This is a genomic window from Paractinoplanes deccanensis (genome assembly GCF_016862115.1).
Taxonomy (GTDB): domain Bacteria; phylum Actinomycetota; class Actinomycetes; order Mycobacteriales; family Micromonosporaceae; genus Actinoplanes; species Actinoplanes deccanensis.
In genome coordinates, this window is record NZ_BOMI01000030.1 from 35,919 (window position 1) to 51,648 (window position 15,730).

The following is a 15,730-nucleotide window of genomic DNA, read 5'->3' on the forward strand; positions in this document are numbered from 1 at the left end:
CGTCAGGCCCGCGCGCGGGTGTGCTCGGCGAGCAGCTGCACCAGGTGTTTGCCCTGCGTGTCCGCGAGGTCGGCGGCCTGCGTACGGCAGGAGAAGCCGTCCGCGAGGAAGATGTCACCGTCCTGCGCCTTGTCCAGCGCGGGCAGCAGCTGCTGCTCGGCCACCTGCACGGAGACCTCGTAGTGGCCCCGCTCGACGCCGAAGTTGCCGGCGAGCCCGCAGCAGCCGCCGAGCCGCTTGACGGTCGCGCCCGCCTTCCTGAGCAGCTTGGCGTCGGCGTCCCACCCCATCACCGCGTGGTGGTGGCAGTGCGGCTGGGCGATCACGCGCACGCCCTCGAGCGACGGCGGCTGGTAGCCCTCGGTCTCGGCGAGCAACTCGGCCACGGTCTTGGTGGCCGCCGCCACCTCGCGAGCCGCGTCGTTGTCGACCAGCTCGACCGCGTCCTGCCGCAGCACGCCGGTGCACGACGGCTCCAGGCCGACCACCGGGATGCCCTGTCTCACCGACTTGTGGAGCTCGTCGACGGTGTGGCCGAGGATCCGGCGCGCCGCGTCCAGCTGCCCCGTCGAGATCCACGTCAGGCCGCAGCACGCCTTGCGGCTCGTGACCTGCGGTGCGTAGCCCGCGTCGACCAGCACGTCCACCGCGGCCTGCGCGATCTCCGGCGAGAAGTGATCCGTGAAGCTGTCCACGAACAGCACCACCGGTTTGCCGGTCTTTCGCGGGACATATCCGGCTCGGAACGTCTTGGCCGCGAAGGTGGGGATCGAGCGCCGTTTGTCGACGCCGGCGAAGTACAGAGCGAGCCCGCGGACGCCCGGCAGCGACGTCATCAGGTTGGCGAAGGCGGGCATCCTGGACGCCAGCCGCGACCACCGGGGCAGCCACCCCAGCGAGTAGTGCGACCGGGGCCGCGCCCGCCCCTTGTAGCTCTGGTGCAGCACCTCGGACTTGTACGCCGCCATGTCGATGCCGGTCGGGCAGTCCGACGCACAGCCCTTGCAGGACAGGCAGAGATCCAGGGCATCGTGTACGGCCTCAGCGCGCCAGTCCGGAGCCAGGTCGCCGTCGAGCATCTCCTGAAGCACCCGCGCCCGGCCCCGCGTCGAGTCCTTCTCGTTCTTCGTCGCCAGGTACGACGGGCACATGACCCCGCCGAGCACCGTGGTGTCCGCGCGGCACTTCCCCACGCCCGTGCACCGGTGCACCGCCTGGTTGAAGTCGCCGCCGTCGGCGTGGTAGGCCAGCGCCAGCTTCGCCGTCACCGGCCGCGCCTGCGACACCCGGATGTTCGCGTCGACGGGGTCGGGGTCGACCAGGTTGCCGGGGTTGAGCAGGTGGCGCGGGTCGAACGTGTGCTTGATCCGCCGGAACAGGTCGATCGCCTCGGGCGAGTACATCTTTGTCAGCAGCTCGCTGCGCGCCCGCCCGTCGCCGTGCTCGCCGGAGAGCGATCCGCCGTAGCCGACCACCAGATCGGCCGCGTCCTCGAGGAACGCCCGGAACCGGCCCGGCCCGCCCGGCTTGTCGAGCGGGAAGTCGAGGCGCACGTGCACGCAGCCGTCGCCGAGGTGCCCGTACGGCATGGCGGTGAGCCCGTGCCGCTCCACCAGCAGGTCGAAGTCGCGCAGGTAGGCGCCGATCCTCTCGGGCGGGACGGCCGCGTCCTCCCAGCCCGCGTGCGCCGGCAGCCCCGACGGCGCCCGGCCGGCCAGGCCCGCGCCGTCCTCCCGGATCTTCCACAGCGGTGCGGCCTCGGCGGTGTCCTCGACCACCCGCGAGTCGACCGCCCCGGCGGCCGCGACCAGCCGCTTCGTACGCTCGCGCACCTCGTCCCGGTCGTCGCCGGCGATCTCGACCATCAGCCAGGCCGTGCCGCCCGGCAGCGGCGGGACGGCATCGGGACCGCGGCGGCTGCGCACCACGTCGCAGATGCGCGAGTCGATGCCCTCGCAGGCCGTCGGCCGGAACTCCAGGATCGTGGGGATGACGTCGCCCGCGGTGCCGAAGTCGGGATAACCGAGCACCACCAGGGTGCGGTACGCCGGGTCGGCCACCAGCCGTACCGTCGCCTCGGTGATCACGGCGAGCGTGCCCTCGCTGCCGACCAGGAACTCGGTGAGGTTGAAGCCGTTCTCGGGCAGCAGGTGCTCGACCGCGTAGCCGGACACCTGGCGGCCGAAGCGCGCGAACTCCGTACGCCCGATCGCGAGGTGGGCCCCGATGACGTTGCGCAGCTCGTCGACGACCTTGTCGGCGCCCGCGAGCGGGTCGGTGACCAGCCGCTCGCCGTCGACGGTGAACGCGCTGAGGCCCACGACGTTGTCCGAGGTGCGCCCGTAGCCCAGCGTCCGCGCCCCGCACGAGTTGTTGCCGATCATCCCGCCGATCGTGCAGCGCGTGTGCGTCGACGGGTCGGGGCCGAAGCGCAGGCCGTACGGCTTCGCGGCCGCCTGGAGGGTGGCCTGGATCGTGCCGGCCTGCACCCGGGCGGTGCGCGCCTCGGGATCGACCGCGAGCACCTCGTTCATGTGCCGGCTGAAGTCGAGCACGACACCCGGCCCGATCGCGTTGCCCGCCACGGAGGTGCCCGCACCGCGCGCGGTGATCGGCACGCCCAGCTCACGGCAGACCCGCAGCGTCGCCGCCACGTCGTCGTCGTGCCGCGGCCGCACGATCGCCAGCGGCACCACGCGGTAGAGCGAGGCGTCGCTCGCGTACGCGGATCGGTGCGCCGCGTCGGTGAGGACGTCGGGAACACCGGCCCGGCGCAGGCTGGCGGTCAGGTCGGTGTCGCTAGTCATCTCAGTTTCCGATACAGCTGCGAAGCGGCGGTGAACTCGCCTTTTGGGCGTCGCCGCCATGGTAGTCGCCGCCCGTTCACCCGCCGCGAGGTGCCGGTCGCCGTCCCACAGTCAGGACCGCCACCCGTCCAGCGGCCGCCGTCCGCAGTGTTGCGGCGCCGTCCGCGGTCAGGCGCGCCGCAGCCCGTCGTACAGCCGCCAGCCGGCCGCCAGGGAGCCGCCTGCCGCGATCATGTAGCAGAACAAGACGGCGGCGGCCGCGCCACTGCCGGCGGCGGCGAGCAGCATGAGGAACGCGAAGGCGGCCGCCCCGCTGCCGAGGGTGAGGAACCAGGCGGTGGCCTTCTGCGCGGGCGTCCAGTGCGGCGACCCGCTCGCCAGCAGCATGCCGGCCACCGGCGCGACCCCTGGCAGCACGAGGGCGCCGGCCGTCATGAGCCCGATCGCGGTGTGCTCGGCGGCCCCGCCGGCGGTCGCTCCCCGGGCGACCGCTCCCCCGCCGGTGGCGGCCGGCGAGGGAGGCGGAACCAGGGCGGGCATCCGGATGTGCGGCGGCAGGCTCCCCCGCCGCGCCGCCGCCACCAGCGCCTCCGGCGGCCCTAACCGGCTGATGATCTCGGCCGGGTCGTCCAGCGGCGAGCTGGGCGACGTGCGCCGCATCGCGATGTAGTCGGCGACCGTGCTCATCAGGTCGTCGCGCAGCTCGGGCGAGAGGTCGTCGCTCTGCGCCCAGAGCGCGGCCAGATAGTCCAGGACAACCACGTCCGTGTGTGCCAGCGGTGCCGACGTCATTGTTCTCCCCCGATGCTGATCCGGCGCGACGGTCACCAGCATCGGCGCCGGCACCCCGCCCGCACATCGGTCCCCGGACCGAATCCCGCACCCCGCCTCTGCCTTTCGGCCGATGCCCCGGCGCGCAGGGCACGACGGGCCTCGTGGCGGCTGCGGCGGCGCTCCGCGCGGCGGAAGGCGTTCCACTCGCGGTAGCCGCGGCTCCCGCAGCGGCGCACCCAGGACGACGGCGTGGCGGCCCAGTGGCATCCGGCGCGGCGGCCGCCCAGGGGTGCGGTCTCGACGGTGATCACCTCCGCAGTCGGTCCGTCTCTGTCAGACCGCGTGCCGTCCGCCGAAGGACCACTCCACGGTGACCGTGACGGCGAGGCGATGGCGGCCCGGCTCGAGAGGGACGCGGGAGTCGGCGGCGGCCATGCCGTCGCGCTCCGGGGATCCGCCGTCGATGGCGGACGCCTCGGTGACGGCGACGACGCGGCCGAGGGGGCGGCCCGCCTCGCGGGCGTACAGTTCGGCCTTTTCGCGGGCGTCGGCGAACGCTTTCTTGCGGGCCTCGGCGAGCAGCGCGGTGTCGTTCTCGATCGTGAAGGACACGCCGTTCAGCCGGGCCGCGTCGCCGCCCGCCGCGATCGCCTCGGACATCAGGGCGCCGGCCCGCGACAAATCGCGGATCTTCGCGGTGAGCCCCTGATGTGCGGTGTAGCCGACGATGTCGCCCTTGTCGTTCACTGTGGAATTGATGGCGGCGTGCGAGGTCTGCAGCTCGGCCTTGGCGCGGGCGAGCACTTCTCGCATTCGGGTGGCCGCCGCGTTGGCCCGGTCGAGGGCCTGGCCGACGGTGGGCGCGCCGGCCTCCACCGCGAACTGGGCGGCGAGCGCGTCGGGCTCACCGAACGCTTCACCAGTGCCGGTGACCTCGATGCTCTCGCGGGACTGCTCGACGGTGGGGGCCGCCGAGGCGTGCGCGGGAGGGGCCTCGAACGGCAGCGGGGAAAGCGCGACGAGCATCGCCGGCACGGCGAGCAGGCGCCTGACAAAGCGGGACCGAGTCATTCTTCCCATTCAAATCGGCCGGGCCACGATCCAGGCGGTATTCGCGGATAAGCACACCTCGCGGGTGACCGGCGGATCTGGACCGTGGCGAAGCCCCCGTGCTCCGATGGAACCATGAGATTCGACGTCGACACGAAAGCCTCACCCGAGCTGGCGCGCCGGGCGTTCACCGATTTCACCGATCACCGGCCGCGGATCTGGAACCGCACCCTGGACCCGAGGAAATACGAATTACGCGAGCTCGGCGACACCTGGGCGGTCGCCCGGGAGGGCACCGCGGGATCACCATTCTGGGTGGTCGTCCGCTACGACTGGTCCGACCCCGGCGTGATCCGCTGGACGACCGTGGAGAGCAGCTACGGCGGTGCCGGCGACGGCCTGGTGCGCATCACGCCGGGCACCGGCGGCGGCAGCCACGTGCACGCCGAGTGGGAGAACACCGGGGCCCGCGCCACGCAGCGCCCGCTGCTGTTCCTGCTCCACCTGCCCCCGATGCAGCGGCTGATCGCGCGCCTGTGGACCACCACCCTCGACCGGTACGCCGAGCACGAGCGGCCGTGACTCAGTCGGGGTCCTCCTTGACGCGGGCGACCAGCTGCGTCGGGTTGACGAAGCGCAGCGCGACGACGAGCAGCACCAGCATCGACGCCGTGTACATGACGGCCATGGCGTCGACCGACTGCTGGGCGCGGATCCCGGCCGCCGACATGGAGTAGTAGAGCGCCACCACCAGGGTCTGCGAGTCGGGCCCGGCGGTCAGGAAGGTCAGCTCGAACATGCCGACCGTGCGGACCAGCACGAGGATCGACGCGGCCAGGATGCCGGGGACCAGCAGCGGCGAGAGGATGCGCAGGAAGACCTGCCACGTGCGCGCGCCGCACATGCGGGCGGCCCGCTCGACGGCGGGGTCGATCTGCTCGATGAACGGGGTCATGGTGAGGATGACGAACGGGATCGACGGGACCAGGTTGGCCAGGACGACACCCGCGAGGTGGCCGGCGAGGCCGTACTTGTAGAGCACCGTCGCCAGCGGGATCCCGTACGTGATCGGCGGCATCAGGATCGGGAGCAGGAACAGCAGATAGACCAGGCGCCGGCCGGGGAAGGAGCGGCGGGCCAGCACGTACGAGGCGGGCACGCCCACCAGCACCGAGATCGCCACGACCAGCAGCGCCACCTCCAGGGTCACCACGAGGATCGGGAAGAGGCCGAACTCGTTCCACGCGGACGCGTACCACTGGGTGGTCCAGCCGGACGGCAGCCACGTGTCGAACCAGCGCTCGCCGAAGGAGTTGACCACCACCGAGCCGATCACGCCGGCCAGGTTGACGAAGAAGAACGCGACGGCGCCCCAGACCAGCCAGGCGCCGGGCGAGGCCACGATCCGCTTGCGCCGCGTCTCGACGGCGGCGGCCGGTTTCTCCAGAGTTGCGGTCATCCCTTGCCTCCCGTCGATCCGGTGTAGAGCAGCGACCGCAGGCCGAGCACCACGGCCACCACCGCGAGCTCGACCAGCCCCATGATCACGGCGATGGCGCTGCCCAGCGGGTAGTCGTAGACCTCGTACGCGGCGTGATAGGCGGCGATCGAGATCACCCGGGTCTCGCCGGCCGGATCACCGACCAGCACCGCCGAGGGGAAGACGCTGAACGCCAGCACGAAGGTGAGGCAGAACGTCGTCGCCAGGCCGGGCGCGAGCAGCGGCAGGGTGATCCGGCGGAACCGCTGCCACCAGGGCGCGCCAAGGGTGGCCGCCGCCCGGTCCAGCGTCGGGTCGATGCCGGACAGGTAGGACAGGATCAGCAGGAACGCGAACGGGAAGCCGGTGATCACCAGCGAGAAGAACACGCCCCAGTAGTTGTTCGTGAGCCGCACGGGCGCGTCGGTGAGCCCGACCGAGATGAGCGTGCGGTTGAACCAGCCGGTCGGCCCGAGATAGTTGAGCAGGCCCTCGGCGGTCAGCACGGTGCCCAGCGTGATCGGCACGACGAGGACCGTCGTGAGCAGCCGCTTGCCACGGAAGCGGCCCCTCATCCGGTACGCGATGGGCACCGACGCGGCCACGTTGAGGATCGCCGCCGGCAGCGCCAGCCCGAGCGTCGTCGCGATCGTGTCCCTCTGGTACGCGTCGGTGAAGAACGTGCGGTACGCGCCCAGCACGCCGCCCTCGGCCGGCTGGAAGGACAGGCCGATCCCGTACGCGAACGGATAGACGAACAGCGCGAGCACGCAGGCCAGCGCGGGCGCGAGCAGCAGCAGCTGCCGGTCGATGCCGCGCTCGGCGAGCCGGTGCCGCAGGGCCGCGCGCGTCATCGCGTCCCCGCACCGAAGACGAGCACGCGGGACGGGGCGGCGGTGACCGTGATCCGGTCGCCCGGCGCGGGCCGCTCGGCGGCGCGCAGGAAGAGAGCGACCCCTTCCTCGGTACGGGCCTCGACCGCGAGCTCGCGCCCCTGGTATTCGACCACCTCGACGGTGACCGGCACCCCGTGCGGGCCGGCGCGCAGGTCCTCGGGGCGGATGCCGGCCACCACCTCGTCGCCGGCCGCCACCGGGCCCACCGGCGTGCCCTCCAGGGTCAGCCCCGAGCCGTCGAGGGCCACTGTGTCGCCGTGCACCGCCTTCACCCGCATCGGCACAAGGTTGCGGTAGCCCATGAAGTCGGCGACGTGCCGGTTCGCCGGGCGGTTGTGCAGCTCCTCCGGCGTGCCGATCTGCTCGACCCGGCCGTCGCGCAGCACCACCAGGCGGTCGGCGAGCGACAGCGCCTCCTCCTGGTCGTGCGTCACGTAGACCGTGGTGAGGCCGAGCGACTGGTGCAGCCGGCGGATCTCCGTGCGCATCTCGAGGCGCAGCTTGGCGTCGAGGTTGGACAGCGGCTCGTCCATCAGCACCAGCGACGGCTCCAGCACCACGGCGCGGGCGATCGCCACCCGCTGCTGCTGGCCGCCGGAGAGCTGGCCGGGCAGCTTGCGGGCGTGCTCCTCCAGGCGTACCAGCTTGATCGCCTCGTCGGTGCGGCGGCGCACCTCGTCGCGGGGCAGGCGGCGCATCTGGAGGCCGAAGGAGATGTTCTTGCGTACCGACAGATGGGGGAACAGCGCGTAGCTCTGGAACACCATGCCGAAGCCGCGACGCTCCGGCGGCAGGGTGTCGAGCCGGTCGCCGTCCTGCCAGATGCTGCCCTCGGTCAGCGGCAGCAGCCCGGCCAGGCAGTTCAGCGCCGTCGACTTGCCGCAGCCCGACGGCCCGAGCAGGGCGATGAACTCGCCCCGCCGGATCGTCAGGCTGAGCCCGGCGAGCGCGTCCTTGCCGCCGAAGCGCCGGCGCACGCCGTCGAGGCGCAGCTCGGAGAACGTGGTCACTTCTTCACCTTCGCGCCGCCGATCTCGCGGTCCCACTTGTCGAACGCGGCCACCAGGGCCTTCGCGTCGAGCGGCACCTCGAGCGGGTGGTCCGCGATGAGCTTGTCGTACTCGGGACGCCCGTACTCCTGGATGGCCTGCCGGCTCTCGGCCGGCGCCATGTCGAGCGTGACGCCCTCGACGGCCGGTCCCGGGTAGAAGTAGCCCTTGTCGTACGCCTTCGCCTGCTGCTGTGGCGTGAGCATGTCGGCGAGCAGGTTGAGGATGGCGGCCTGCTTGCCGGCCGGCACGCCCTTGGGAATGACCGCGTAATGCGCGTCGGTCACCCAGTGGAAGCCCTCCAGCGCACCGACCTGAGCCTCCTTGGGCACCGTGCCGAGCACCCGCGGGTTGATGTCCCAGCCGGTGGTCGAGGCGATGATCTTCGCGGAGCCGTTGGCGAGGTTCTTCATCGTCTCGGACGTGCTGGACGGATAGAGGGTGACGTACTTGTTGAGCTCGGCCAGGTACTGCCAGGTCTTCGACCAGCCGCTGATCGGGTCCTTCGGGTCGCTGTCGCCGAGCAGGTAGGGCAGGCCCATCAGCAGGGTCCGCCCGGGGCCGGAGTTGGACGGGCGGGCATATTGCACAGCGCCGGGGTTCGCTTTGGCGTACGCCAGCAGCTCCTCCGCCGTCTTCGGCGGGCTCGGCACCTTGGCGGGCAGATATTCGATCAGCGGCCCGGACGGGTAGTAGGTGACCGTGACGCCGTGGTCGCCGGCCAGCTTCTGCATCGCCGCGGCGCCCTCGGAGTAGCCGTTCATACCCGAGAGGCGATCCTTGTACGCGGGCAGCAGCGGCGTCCAGAGGCCCTGCTCGATGCCGGCGGCGAGGCCGTCGACGCCGGTCAGCACCAGGTCGATGTCGACCCGGTTCGCGTTCTGCTGGGCCTTGATCTTGCCGACCAGCTCGGGGGCGGTGGCCTTGGAGTAGGTCACCTTGCCGATCTGATCGGAGTTCTTCGCGGCGAACTCGTCGATCATGCCCTGGGTCAGCTGGAGGTTGCCGGCGACGTCGAGGATGTTGAGGGTGACGGCGCTGTCCGGCTTGGCCGGCACGGGGCCGGTGGCGTCGCCGCCGCTGTTCGGGCTCTCGGGGGCGCCGCAGGCGGTGGCCAGCAAGGCGATCGCTGCCGCCGCGGCGAGGGCGGTCTTCTTCATGTCGCAGCCCTTCTCATCGGGCGGGACCGGTGGAGCCCCGCACCATCAGTTGGGTGGGCAGTTCGCGCCGTTCCCTGTGCCGCTCGCGGAGCAGCAGGTCCACGCCGGCCTGGCCGGCCTGGTCCTTGGGGAGGGCGACGGTCGTGAGCGCGGGGTGGACCATCGCGGCGAGGGGGATGTCGTCGAAGCCGAGCACGCTGATGTCGTGCGGCACGGCCACGCCGCGCGCCGCGAACCGGTGGAGCAGGCCGAGCGCGACCAGGTCGTTGTACGCGATCACCGCGGTGACCTCCGCGGCGAGCACCTGGTCGGCCACCGAGACGCCGCCCTCGAACTGCGGGACGACGTTGCCCGTCTCGACCAGCTCGACCCTCGTCCGGGTGACGGCCCGCAGCGAGCGGACGCGTTCCCGGTTGGCCCACGAGGTGCGCGGGCCGGCGACGTACGCGATGCGGCGGTGGCCGAGCGCGACGAGGTGGCTGACCGCCTGCCGCATCCCGTCGAGGAACTCGGCGGTGACCGAGGCGACCCCGGGGACGCGGCGGTAGAGCAGCACGGTCGGCACCTCGGTCGCGAGCGCCCGGATCTCGGCCTCGGCCATCCGCGGCGAGCAGAGCAGCACGCCGTCGACCTGCTTGGCGAGCTTGCGCACCAGGCCCGCCTCGGCCGCCGGGTCCTCGTCGGTGTCGGCCAGGAAGACGGCGTGGTCGGCCTCGTGCGCGCGGGCCTGCACACCCTTGACGATGCTGGGGAAGAACGGGTTGCCGAGATCCGGGACGAGCAGCCCGAGGTTGCCCGTGCGGCCGGTGATCAGCCCACGGGCGGCGCGGTTGGGGTGGTAGCCGAGGCTCGCCGCGATCTCCTTGACCCGGTCGCGGGTGGCGGGGCGGACGACCTCGGGCTTGGACAGCGCGCGGGTGACGGTGGCGGCCGAGACGCCGGCCGCACGGGCGACGTCCTTGATGGTCACTGCCATGCCGGCCTCCGCGAGGTTTCCGGCAAGCCTGCAATCCGTTTCAGACAGATGTCAATGCATCGACCATGATCTCTTTCTGGGCGCGTGAAAACCTTTACAGATCATGGTCAGGACGCCGCCGGGCCGCGAGGCCGGCACCGCCGGCTACGGGTCGTGCCGGGCCGCCTTGTGGCAGGCCGCCGTGCGGTTAGAGGGCCTTGGCCATGTTGCGGCCGGTCTCGGCGAAGCCCAGCTGCTCGTAGAGGGCCCGGGCCCCGGTGTTGTGCGCGAAGACGTGCAGGCTCATGCGGGTCAGCCCGTTGTCGTGGCACCAGCGCTCGGCGGCCAGCATGATGGCGCGGCCGTAGCCCCGGCGGCGCAGGCCGGCCTCGACGGCGACATTGTGGACGAAGGCGGTGCTGTGGTCGACCTTGATCCAGAGGAACCCGACGCGGCGGTCGCCGTCGTAGGCGTACCAGAAATGGTTGCCGGGGGTGTCGAACTCGCCGGGAAGCAGCCGCGCGTAGGTGTCGGCGGCGGCGCGGGCCGCGTCCTGCTCCGACTGGCCCGACGCCACGGCGCTGCGCGCGTAATGCGCCTCGGCCTCCGCCCGCCACGGCTTGTACTCGTCCTCGGTCATCGGCTCCAGCCGCACCTCCGTCATGACCGACAACCTATCGAGCCGGCCCGGCGGACGGCCCGGAGCCCGGCCAGGGAGTCACACAGGCGGAGCCGCGGGCCGCGTTCGGTCCCCTGCGCCGGCCGGACGGCTCAGAGCTCGCCCCCGGACGGGCAGTCCCGCAGGGCGCTCCAGCCCAGCATTCCGGTGACCTTCTCGATCCGGTCGCCGACGGCGACGCCGGTGCCGCTGACGTGGTAGCCGTAGAGGGCGTAGTCGTGGCCGCTGTTGCGCATCTTGAGGATGTTCACGGCCCGGCCGATCTCCGCGCAGTGCTCGATGTAGCGGATCTGGATGACGTTGTGAAACAGGAACATGAGGCCGGCCAGCGGCTCGTCCATGGGGCCGATCGTCCGGGTCTCGCTGGTCACCCAGAGCGAGGCCCCGGCGCTGCGCACGAGGCCGAGCAGGCTGCGCAGGTAGGCGGGGAACCGCTCGGCCTCCCGGGCGGTGTGGGCCATCTCGGCGAGACTGTCGATCACGATCCGGGCGGTGCCGCCCTCGGCCAGATGGTGCCGGGCGACCGCGGCCACGCCGTCGAGGTCGAGGTTGCCCACCGGCACGTGCGAGATTTCCAGCCGGCCGTCGGCGCGGGCCGCGTTGAAGTCGCAGCCGAGCCGGCCGGCCATGGCGATCAGTTCCTCGGCGCTGTCCTGGAAGCTGATGTAGAGGCACCGCTCGCCGTGCGCGAGCCCTTCGCCGATGAACTGGATGCTCGCGATCGTCTTGCCGACGCCGGACGGCCCGAGCACGAGGGTGGCGTCGCTGTGCGGGATGCCCCCGCCCAGGAGCGCGTCGAGGCCCTCGATACCGGTCGGGATCCGGCCCCGCTCGGGCCGGTGCTCCTCGAGCAGCAGCGACTCGATCCGCGGATAGACCTGCACTCCGTCGCGGCTGATGTGGACGGTGTGCGTGCCCTGCACATGCGAGGTGCCACGCATCTTGACCACCCGGAGGCCGCGCCGGTCGATCGGTTCCCGGGAACGGTAGGACAGCTGCACGATCCCGTCGGCCAGGGTGAACTCCGCGCACGTCTGCGTCTCGTCGGCCGTGTACTCGCCCAGCAGCATCAGCACGGTTCCGCTGTGGGCGACCTTGCTGGTCAGGTCGTAGAGCGACATGCGCAGGTCGTGATCGCTGACGAAGTCGCGCAGCACCTTCATGCTGTCGATGACCACCACGGCCGGCTGATCGTCGAACGCCTTGCGGATCACCTCGTCGACCACCGGCGCCAGGTCGTTCGTGCCGCTGTCGCACAGCAGGTCGCCCAGGTGCACGTACTCGACCTCGGGGCCGAGGCGTTCGGGTGAGAAGAACGTGAAATCGCGCAGGTGCTCGACGAGCTTGGAGTGCGGCTCGGACAGGGTCGTGTAGTAGACGGCCTTGTGCTCGGGCCCGGCCATGGCGAAACACAGCTGCTGGGCCAGGATGGTCTTGCCCGCGCCGGGTGGCCCCGACACGACGACCACGGATCCCGGTTCCAGGCCGCCCCCGAGCACCAGGTCGAGGTCCGCCTGGCCGGTCGTCAGTCGCGTCACCGCCCGGCACTTCCCTTCCGCAGCAGGTCGTCGGCGGCCGCGACCAGGTCGGGACCGCGACACGGTTTGGCGAGTGCGACGTCGGCCTCGGTCACCAGCTGCCAGTCGCCGCTGACGGCCAGGACGGGGATCGCCGCGGTCGCCGGATCGGCCCGCAGCTCGCGGATGAACTCGATGCCGTCCATGACCGGCATCATCACGTCGGTGACCACGAGATCGGGCGGCGACGAGCGCACGGCCTCGAGCGCGGCCACGCCGTCGCCCGCCTCGATCACCTCGTGACCGGCCCGGCTGAGGATGCGACGGTGCAGGAACCGCAGATCGGGCTCGTCATCGACCACCAGGACCTTGGCCATCACTCCATCCGCTCGTCGAGGGCGGCAACGTGTCAATTCGACCCTATCGACCGAAACGCCCGCTCCGGTGGGCTATCGCGGAATCGCCGGCGGGCCGGATCCGAGGACAACGCCCCGGTTGACTTTGTTACCGCCCGATGACAGCGTTGTCAGTGATTGATCATCGTCGTGACATGCAGACGAGGTGTTCGCGTGCTCCATCGATTCGCTCTCCGGCGCTCCCATGCCGTGGTGACCGCCGTGCTGATCACGGCGGGCGCCGGGCCGGCCACCGCCACCCCGGCGCAGGCCGGCCACCGCACCACCACCGTGATCTCCGGGAAGGCCCGTTTCGAGGTCCTCTCCCCCACCCTCATCCGCACCGAGTACGGGACTCTCACCGACGCGGCCACGTTCAACGTGATCGGGCGGGACTCCTTCGCGCCGGTGCGCTTCACGAAACGTACGGAGAAGGGCTGGCTGGTCCTCGACACCGGCGCGCTGACCCTGCGCTACAAGGTCGGGTCCGGCGCCTTCACGGCGGACAACCTGGACATCAAGCTCCGCAGCGGTAAGCAGACCGTGCGGGCCCAGCCGTGGGCCGGCCACTACCCGCCCGCCTGCGAGCCGGGCGTGCTCTGCGAGGCCGAGTCCCTGGACGTGCGCGGGCCCGGCATCGCCAAGGACCACGCCGGCTACACCGGCTCCGGGTTCACCGCGGGCTTCACCGGCACCGGCGACGCGCTCGTGCTCACCACCGCCGCGTCGGGTTCCCTCCAGCTCGCCGTCCGCTACGCCAACAGCACCGGCGGCGACGGCCAGAACGTCACCCGCACGCTGACCGTGGCGGTCGACGGCGTGAACCAGACGCTCTCCCTGCCGCCCACCGCCAACTGGGACACGTGGGGCATCGCCACCGTGCCGCTCCAGCTCGGCACCGGCACGCACCAGATCAGCGTGCTGCGCGGCGCGAGCGACACCGGCAACGTCAACATCGACAGCCTCGCGATCGTGCACCCCGGCGACGCGTACCCCGCACCCACGCCGCCCGCCGCCGAGCCGTGCGCCTTCGGCTCGGTCTGCGAGGCGGACCACGGCACGCTCGCCGGCGGCGCCCGGACGGCGGCCGACCACAACGGATACTCCGGCGACGGTTTCCTGGCGGGCCTCGAGAGCACCAGCGCCTCGGCGTCGTTCCAGGTGACCGGCGTCCCGGCGACGGGCACTTACCGCGTCCAGCTGCGGTATGCCAACGGCAAGGCGGGCAGCCAGCCGATCCAGTCGCGCACGGTGACGGTCAACGGCACGACGGTCACGCTCCCGGCCACGTCGAGCTGGGACTACTGGCGCACCGTCGAAGCGCCGGTCACGCTGCGGGCCGGCACCAACACGGTGGCCCTGGCCTGCCCGACCGCCGCCAGCTGCAACGTCAACGTGGACACGATCGCGCTCGTCCGCGCCGGCACGCCGCTGCTCGCCCCGCACGCGCCGCTCGGCGGTTACCGCCGCGGGCTCGACGGGGTCAACGGCGCCGCGCTCACCGAGCCGGGCCTGCTCTACCAGGACGGCTGGTCGCTGCTCGACGACTCCGCCTCCGCGCTCTACGACACCCGCACCGGCAAGGTCACCCAGCGTGCGGGCTCGGCACAGGACGGCTACGTCTTCGCGTACGGCCAGGACTACAGCCGCGGCCTCACCGAGCTGTCGAAGCTGACCGGCCCCACGAAGCTGCTGCCGAAGTGGGCGTACGGCGTCTGGTACTCCGAGTACTACGACCGCACCGCGAGCGAGTTCGAGGACATCGTCAAGCGCTTCCGCAGCGAGAACGTGCCTCTCGACGTGCTGATCGTGGACACCGACTTCAAGGCGCCGGACAAGTGGAACGGCTGGAACTTCGACACCACCCGCTTCCCCGACTACGAGGCGTTCCAGGCCTGGCTGAAGAAGCAGGGGGTGCGCACCAGCCTGAACATCCACCCGAGCATCCTCGGCTCGGACCCCAACTTCGCCCAGGCCCAGGCCACCGCGAAGGGCAAGCTCAAGCGCACCGGCTGCAACGGCGGCGCCGACTGCTACACCTTCGACTTCGGCGACCCCGACCAGCTGAAGGCGTATTTCGACCTGCACTCCGGCCTGGCCGACCCGGACTTCTGGTGGCTGGACTGGTGCTGCGACGCGTCCACCTCGTCGCTGGCGGGCGTGACCGGCGACGCGTGGATCAACCAGCAGTACGCGGCCCGCGACGGCTTCGCGTTCTCCCGCGCGTACGGCTCGTTGCAGGCCGGCGGCTACAGCAGCCCCACCGCCGTGCCCACCGGCCCGTGGGCGGACAAGCGCACCACGCTGCACTTCACCGGCGACACGGTCTCCACCTGGGAGACGCTGCAGGCGCAGGTCGGCTACACGCCGGGTGAGTCGGCGGCCACCGGCCTCGCCGCGGTCAGCCACGACATCGGCGGCCATACCGGCGGCCTGTCCACTCTGCCCGGTGCGGAGCCGAACAGCACGAAATTGCCGGACGACCTGTACGCCCGGTGGGTGCAGCTCGGCACGTTCCAGCCGATCGACCGCCTGCACTCCAACCACAGCGACCGCCTGCCCTGGCAGTACGGCCCCGCCGCCAACGCCTCGGCGAAGAAGTTCCTCCAGCTGCGCGAGAAACTGCTGCCCTACACGTACGCCGCGGCGCAGCAGGCCACCCGCACGGGCACCCCGATCGTGCGCCCGATGTACCTGGCCTACCCCGGCCAGCAGGAGGCGTACGCCACCGCGGGCTCGCAGTACCTCTACGGCCCCGACTTCCTGGTCGCTCCCGTGACCACCCCCGGCGACACCGCCACCACCACGGTCTGGTTCCCGCCGGGCGACAACTGGAAGGACTACTTCACCGGCAAGGTCTACCGAGGAGGCACGACCCAGCAGGTCACGTCGACCCTCGACACGATGCCCGTCTTCGTCCGATCCTGACGAGGACGCCCGGGCGCGCCTTCGGCTTCCACCGAGGCCG

At 71.6% G+C, this 15,730-nt stretch carries 13 protein-coding genes; 2 read left to right on the top strand and 11 right to left on the bottom strand.

What is annotated here, in order from left to right:
• Nucleotides 1-2 precede the first annotated feature (2 nt).
• From Ade02nite_RS09045 to Ade02nite_RS09055, 3 genes are all read right to left on the bottom strand, one after another.
• Nucleotides 3-2,807 (bottom strand): FAD-binding and (Fe-S)-binding domain-containing protein, encoded by a 2,805-nt coding sequence (locus Ade02nite_RS09045; RefSeq protein ID WP_203761098.1) that lies wholly within the window; start codon nucleotides 2,805-2,807, stop codon nucleotides 3-5.
• A gap of 168 nt (nucleotides 2,808-2,975) precedes the next feature.
• A complete protein-coding gene (locus Ade02nite_RS09050; RefSeq protein WP_203761099.1) occupies nucleotides 2,976-3,599 on the bottom strand; it encodes an HAAS signaling domain-containing protein in 624 nt (207 codons plus the stop codon).
• A 315-nt stretch (nucleotides 3,600-3,914) separates the two neighbouring features.
• The gene (locus Ade02nite_RS09055) at nucleotides 3,915-4,652 is read right to left on the bottom strand and encodes an SIMPL domain-containing protein (RefSeq protein ID WP_203761100.1); all 738 of its coding nucleotides are present in this window, start codon (nucleotides 4,650-4,652) and stop codon (nucleotides 3,915-3,917) included.
• Between the two features lie 114 nt (nucleotides 4,653-4,766).
• On the opposite strand from Ade02nite_RS09055, the gene Ade02nite_RS09060 reads away from it, so the two are divergent.
• On the top strand, nucleotides 4,767-5,213 hold the full coding sequence (locus Ade02nite_RS09060) for an SRPBCC family protein (protein WP_203761101.1): 447 nt from the start codon (nucleotides 4,767-4,769) through the stop codon (nucleotides 5,211-5,213).
• Between the two features lies 1 nt (nucleotide 5,214).
• Here the strand turns inward: Ade02nite_RS09060 and Ade02nite_RS09065 are convergent, their stop codons facing one another.
• From Ade02nite_RS09065 to Ade02nite_RS09100, 8 genes are all read right to left on the bottom strand, one after another.
• Nucleotides 5,215-6,090 (bottom strand): ABC transporter permease, encoded by an 876-nt coding sequence (locus tag Ade02nite_RS09065; protein ID WP_203761102.1) that lies wholly within the window; start codon nucleotides 6,088-6,090, stop codon nucleotides 5,215-5,217.
• On the bottom strand, nucleotides 6,087-6,965 hold the full coding sequence (locus Ade02nite_RS09070) for an ABC transporter permease (protein WP_203761103.1): 879 nt from the start codon (nucleotides 6,963-6,965) through the stop codon (nucleotides 6,087-6,089). Before Ade02nite_RS09070 ends, Ade02nite_RS09065 begins: the two co-directional genes overlap by 4 nt.
• Nucleotides 6,962-8,017, bottom strand: coding sequence for an ABC transporter ATP-binding protein (locus tag Ade02nite_RS09075; protein ID WP_203761104.1), 1,056 nt, complete (start codon nucleotides 8,015-8,017; stop codon nucleotides 6,962-6,964). The genes Ade02nite_RS09070 and Ade02nite_RS09075 overlap by 4 nt, the downstream gene beginning before the upstream one ends.
• Nucleotides 8,014-9,216 carry an extracellular solute-binding protein gene (locus tag Ade02nite_RS09080; protein WP_203761105.1) on the bottom strand — a complete coding sequence of 401 codons (1,203 nt, stop codon included), beginning with the start codon at nucleotides 9,214-9,216 and terminating at the stop codon, nucleotides 8,014-8,016. The genes Ade02nite_RS09075 and Ade02nite_RS09080 overlap by 4 nt, the downstream gene beginning before the upstream one ends.
• Nucleotides 9,217-9,229: 13 nt before the next feature.
• Complete coding sequence (locus tag Ade02nite_RS09085; protein WP_203761106.1) at nucleotides 9,230-10,192, bottom strand: LacI family DNA-binding transcriptional regulator; 963 nt, start codon at nucleotides 10,190-10,192, stop codon at nucleotides 9,230-9,232.
• Between the two features lie 187 nt (nucleotides 10,193-10,379).
• Nucleotides 10,380-10,835 (bottom strand): GNAT family N-acetyltransferase, encoded by a 456-nt coding sequence (locus Ade02nite_RS09090; protein WP_203761107.1) that lies wholly within the window; start codon nucleotides 10,833-10,835, stop codon nucleotides 10,380-10,382.
• Between the two features lie 107 nt (nucleotides 10,836-10,942).
• Nucleotides 10,943-12,388 carry a DUF7125 family protein gene (locus Ade02nite_RS09095; protein ID WP_203761108.1) on the bottom strand — a complete coding sequence of 482 codons (1,446 nt, stop codon included), beginning with the start codon at nucleotides 12,386-12,388 and terminating at the stop codon, nucleotides 10,943-10,945.
• Entirely contained in the window at nucleotides 12,385-12,744 is a 360-nt protein-coding gene (locus Ade02nite_RS09100) for a response regulator (protein ID WP_203761109.1), read from the bottom strand. Before Ade02nite_RS09100 ends, Ade02nite_RS09095 begins: the two co-directional genes overlap by 4 nt.
• A gap of 192 nt (nucleotides 12,745-12,936) precedes the next feature.
• Here Ade02nite_RS09100 and Ade02nite_RS09105 point away from each other — a divergent pair, with 192 nt between their 5' ends.
• The gene (locus tag Ade02nite_RS09105) at nucleotides 12,937-15,690 is read left to right on the top strand and encodes a TIM-barrel domain-containing protein (RefSeq protein WP_239168653.1); all 2,754 of its coding nucleotides are present in this window, start codon (nucleotides 12,937-12,939) and stop codon (nucleotides 15,688-15,690) included.
• The last annotated feature ends 40 nt before the right edge of the window (nucleotides 15,691-15,730 follow it).

Excerpts from the sequence above, each read along its gene's own strand:
- Ade02nite_RS09045 (WP_203761098.1), bottom strand. The coding sequence starts at position 2,807 with ATGACTAGCGACACCGACCTGACCGCCAGCCTGCGCCGGGCCGGTGTT.
- Ade02nite_RS09050 (WP_203761099.1), bottom strand. The coding sequence starts at position 3,599 with ATGACGTCGGCACCGCTGGCACACACGGACGTGGTTGTCCTGGACTAT.
- Ade02nite_RS09055 (WP_203761100.1), bottom strand. The coding sequence starts at position 4,652 with ATGACTCGGTCCCGCTTTGTCAGGCGCCTGCTCGCCGTGCCGGCGATG.
- Ade02nite_RS09060 (WP_203761101.1), top strand. The coding sequence starts at position 4,767 with ATGAGATTCGACGTCGACACGAAAGCCTCACCCGAGCTGGCGCGCCGG.
- Ade02nite_RS09065 (WP_203761102.1), bottom strand. The coding sequence starts at position 6,090 with ATGACCGCAACTCTGGAGAAACCGGCCGCCGCCGTCGAGACGCGGCGC.
- Ade02nite_RS09070 (WP_203761103.1), bottom strand. The coding sequence starts at position 6,965 with ATGACGCGCGCGGCCCTGCGGCACCGGCTCGCCGAGCGCGGCATCGAC.
- Ade02nite_RS09080 (WP_203761105.1), bottom strand. The coding sequence starts at position 9,216 with ATGAAGAAGACCGCCCTCGCCGCGGCGGCAGCGATCGCCTTGCTGGCC.
- Ade02nite_RS09085 (WP_203761106.1), bottom strand. The coding sequence starts at position 10,192 with ATGGCAGTGACCATCAAGGACGTCGCCCGTGCGGCCGGCGTCTCGGCC.
- Ade02nite_RS09090 (WP_203761107.1), bottom strand. The coding sequence starts at position 10,835 with ATGACGGAGGTGCGGCTGGAGCCGATGACCGAGGACGAGTACAAGCCG.
- Ade02nite_RS09100 (WP_203761109.1), bottom strand. The coding sequence starts at position 12,744 with ATGGCCAAGGTCCTGGTGGTCGATGACGAGCCCGATCTGCGGTTCCTG.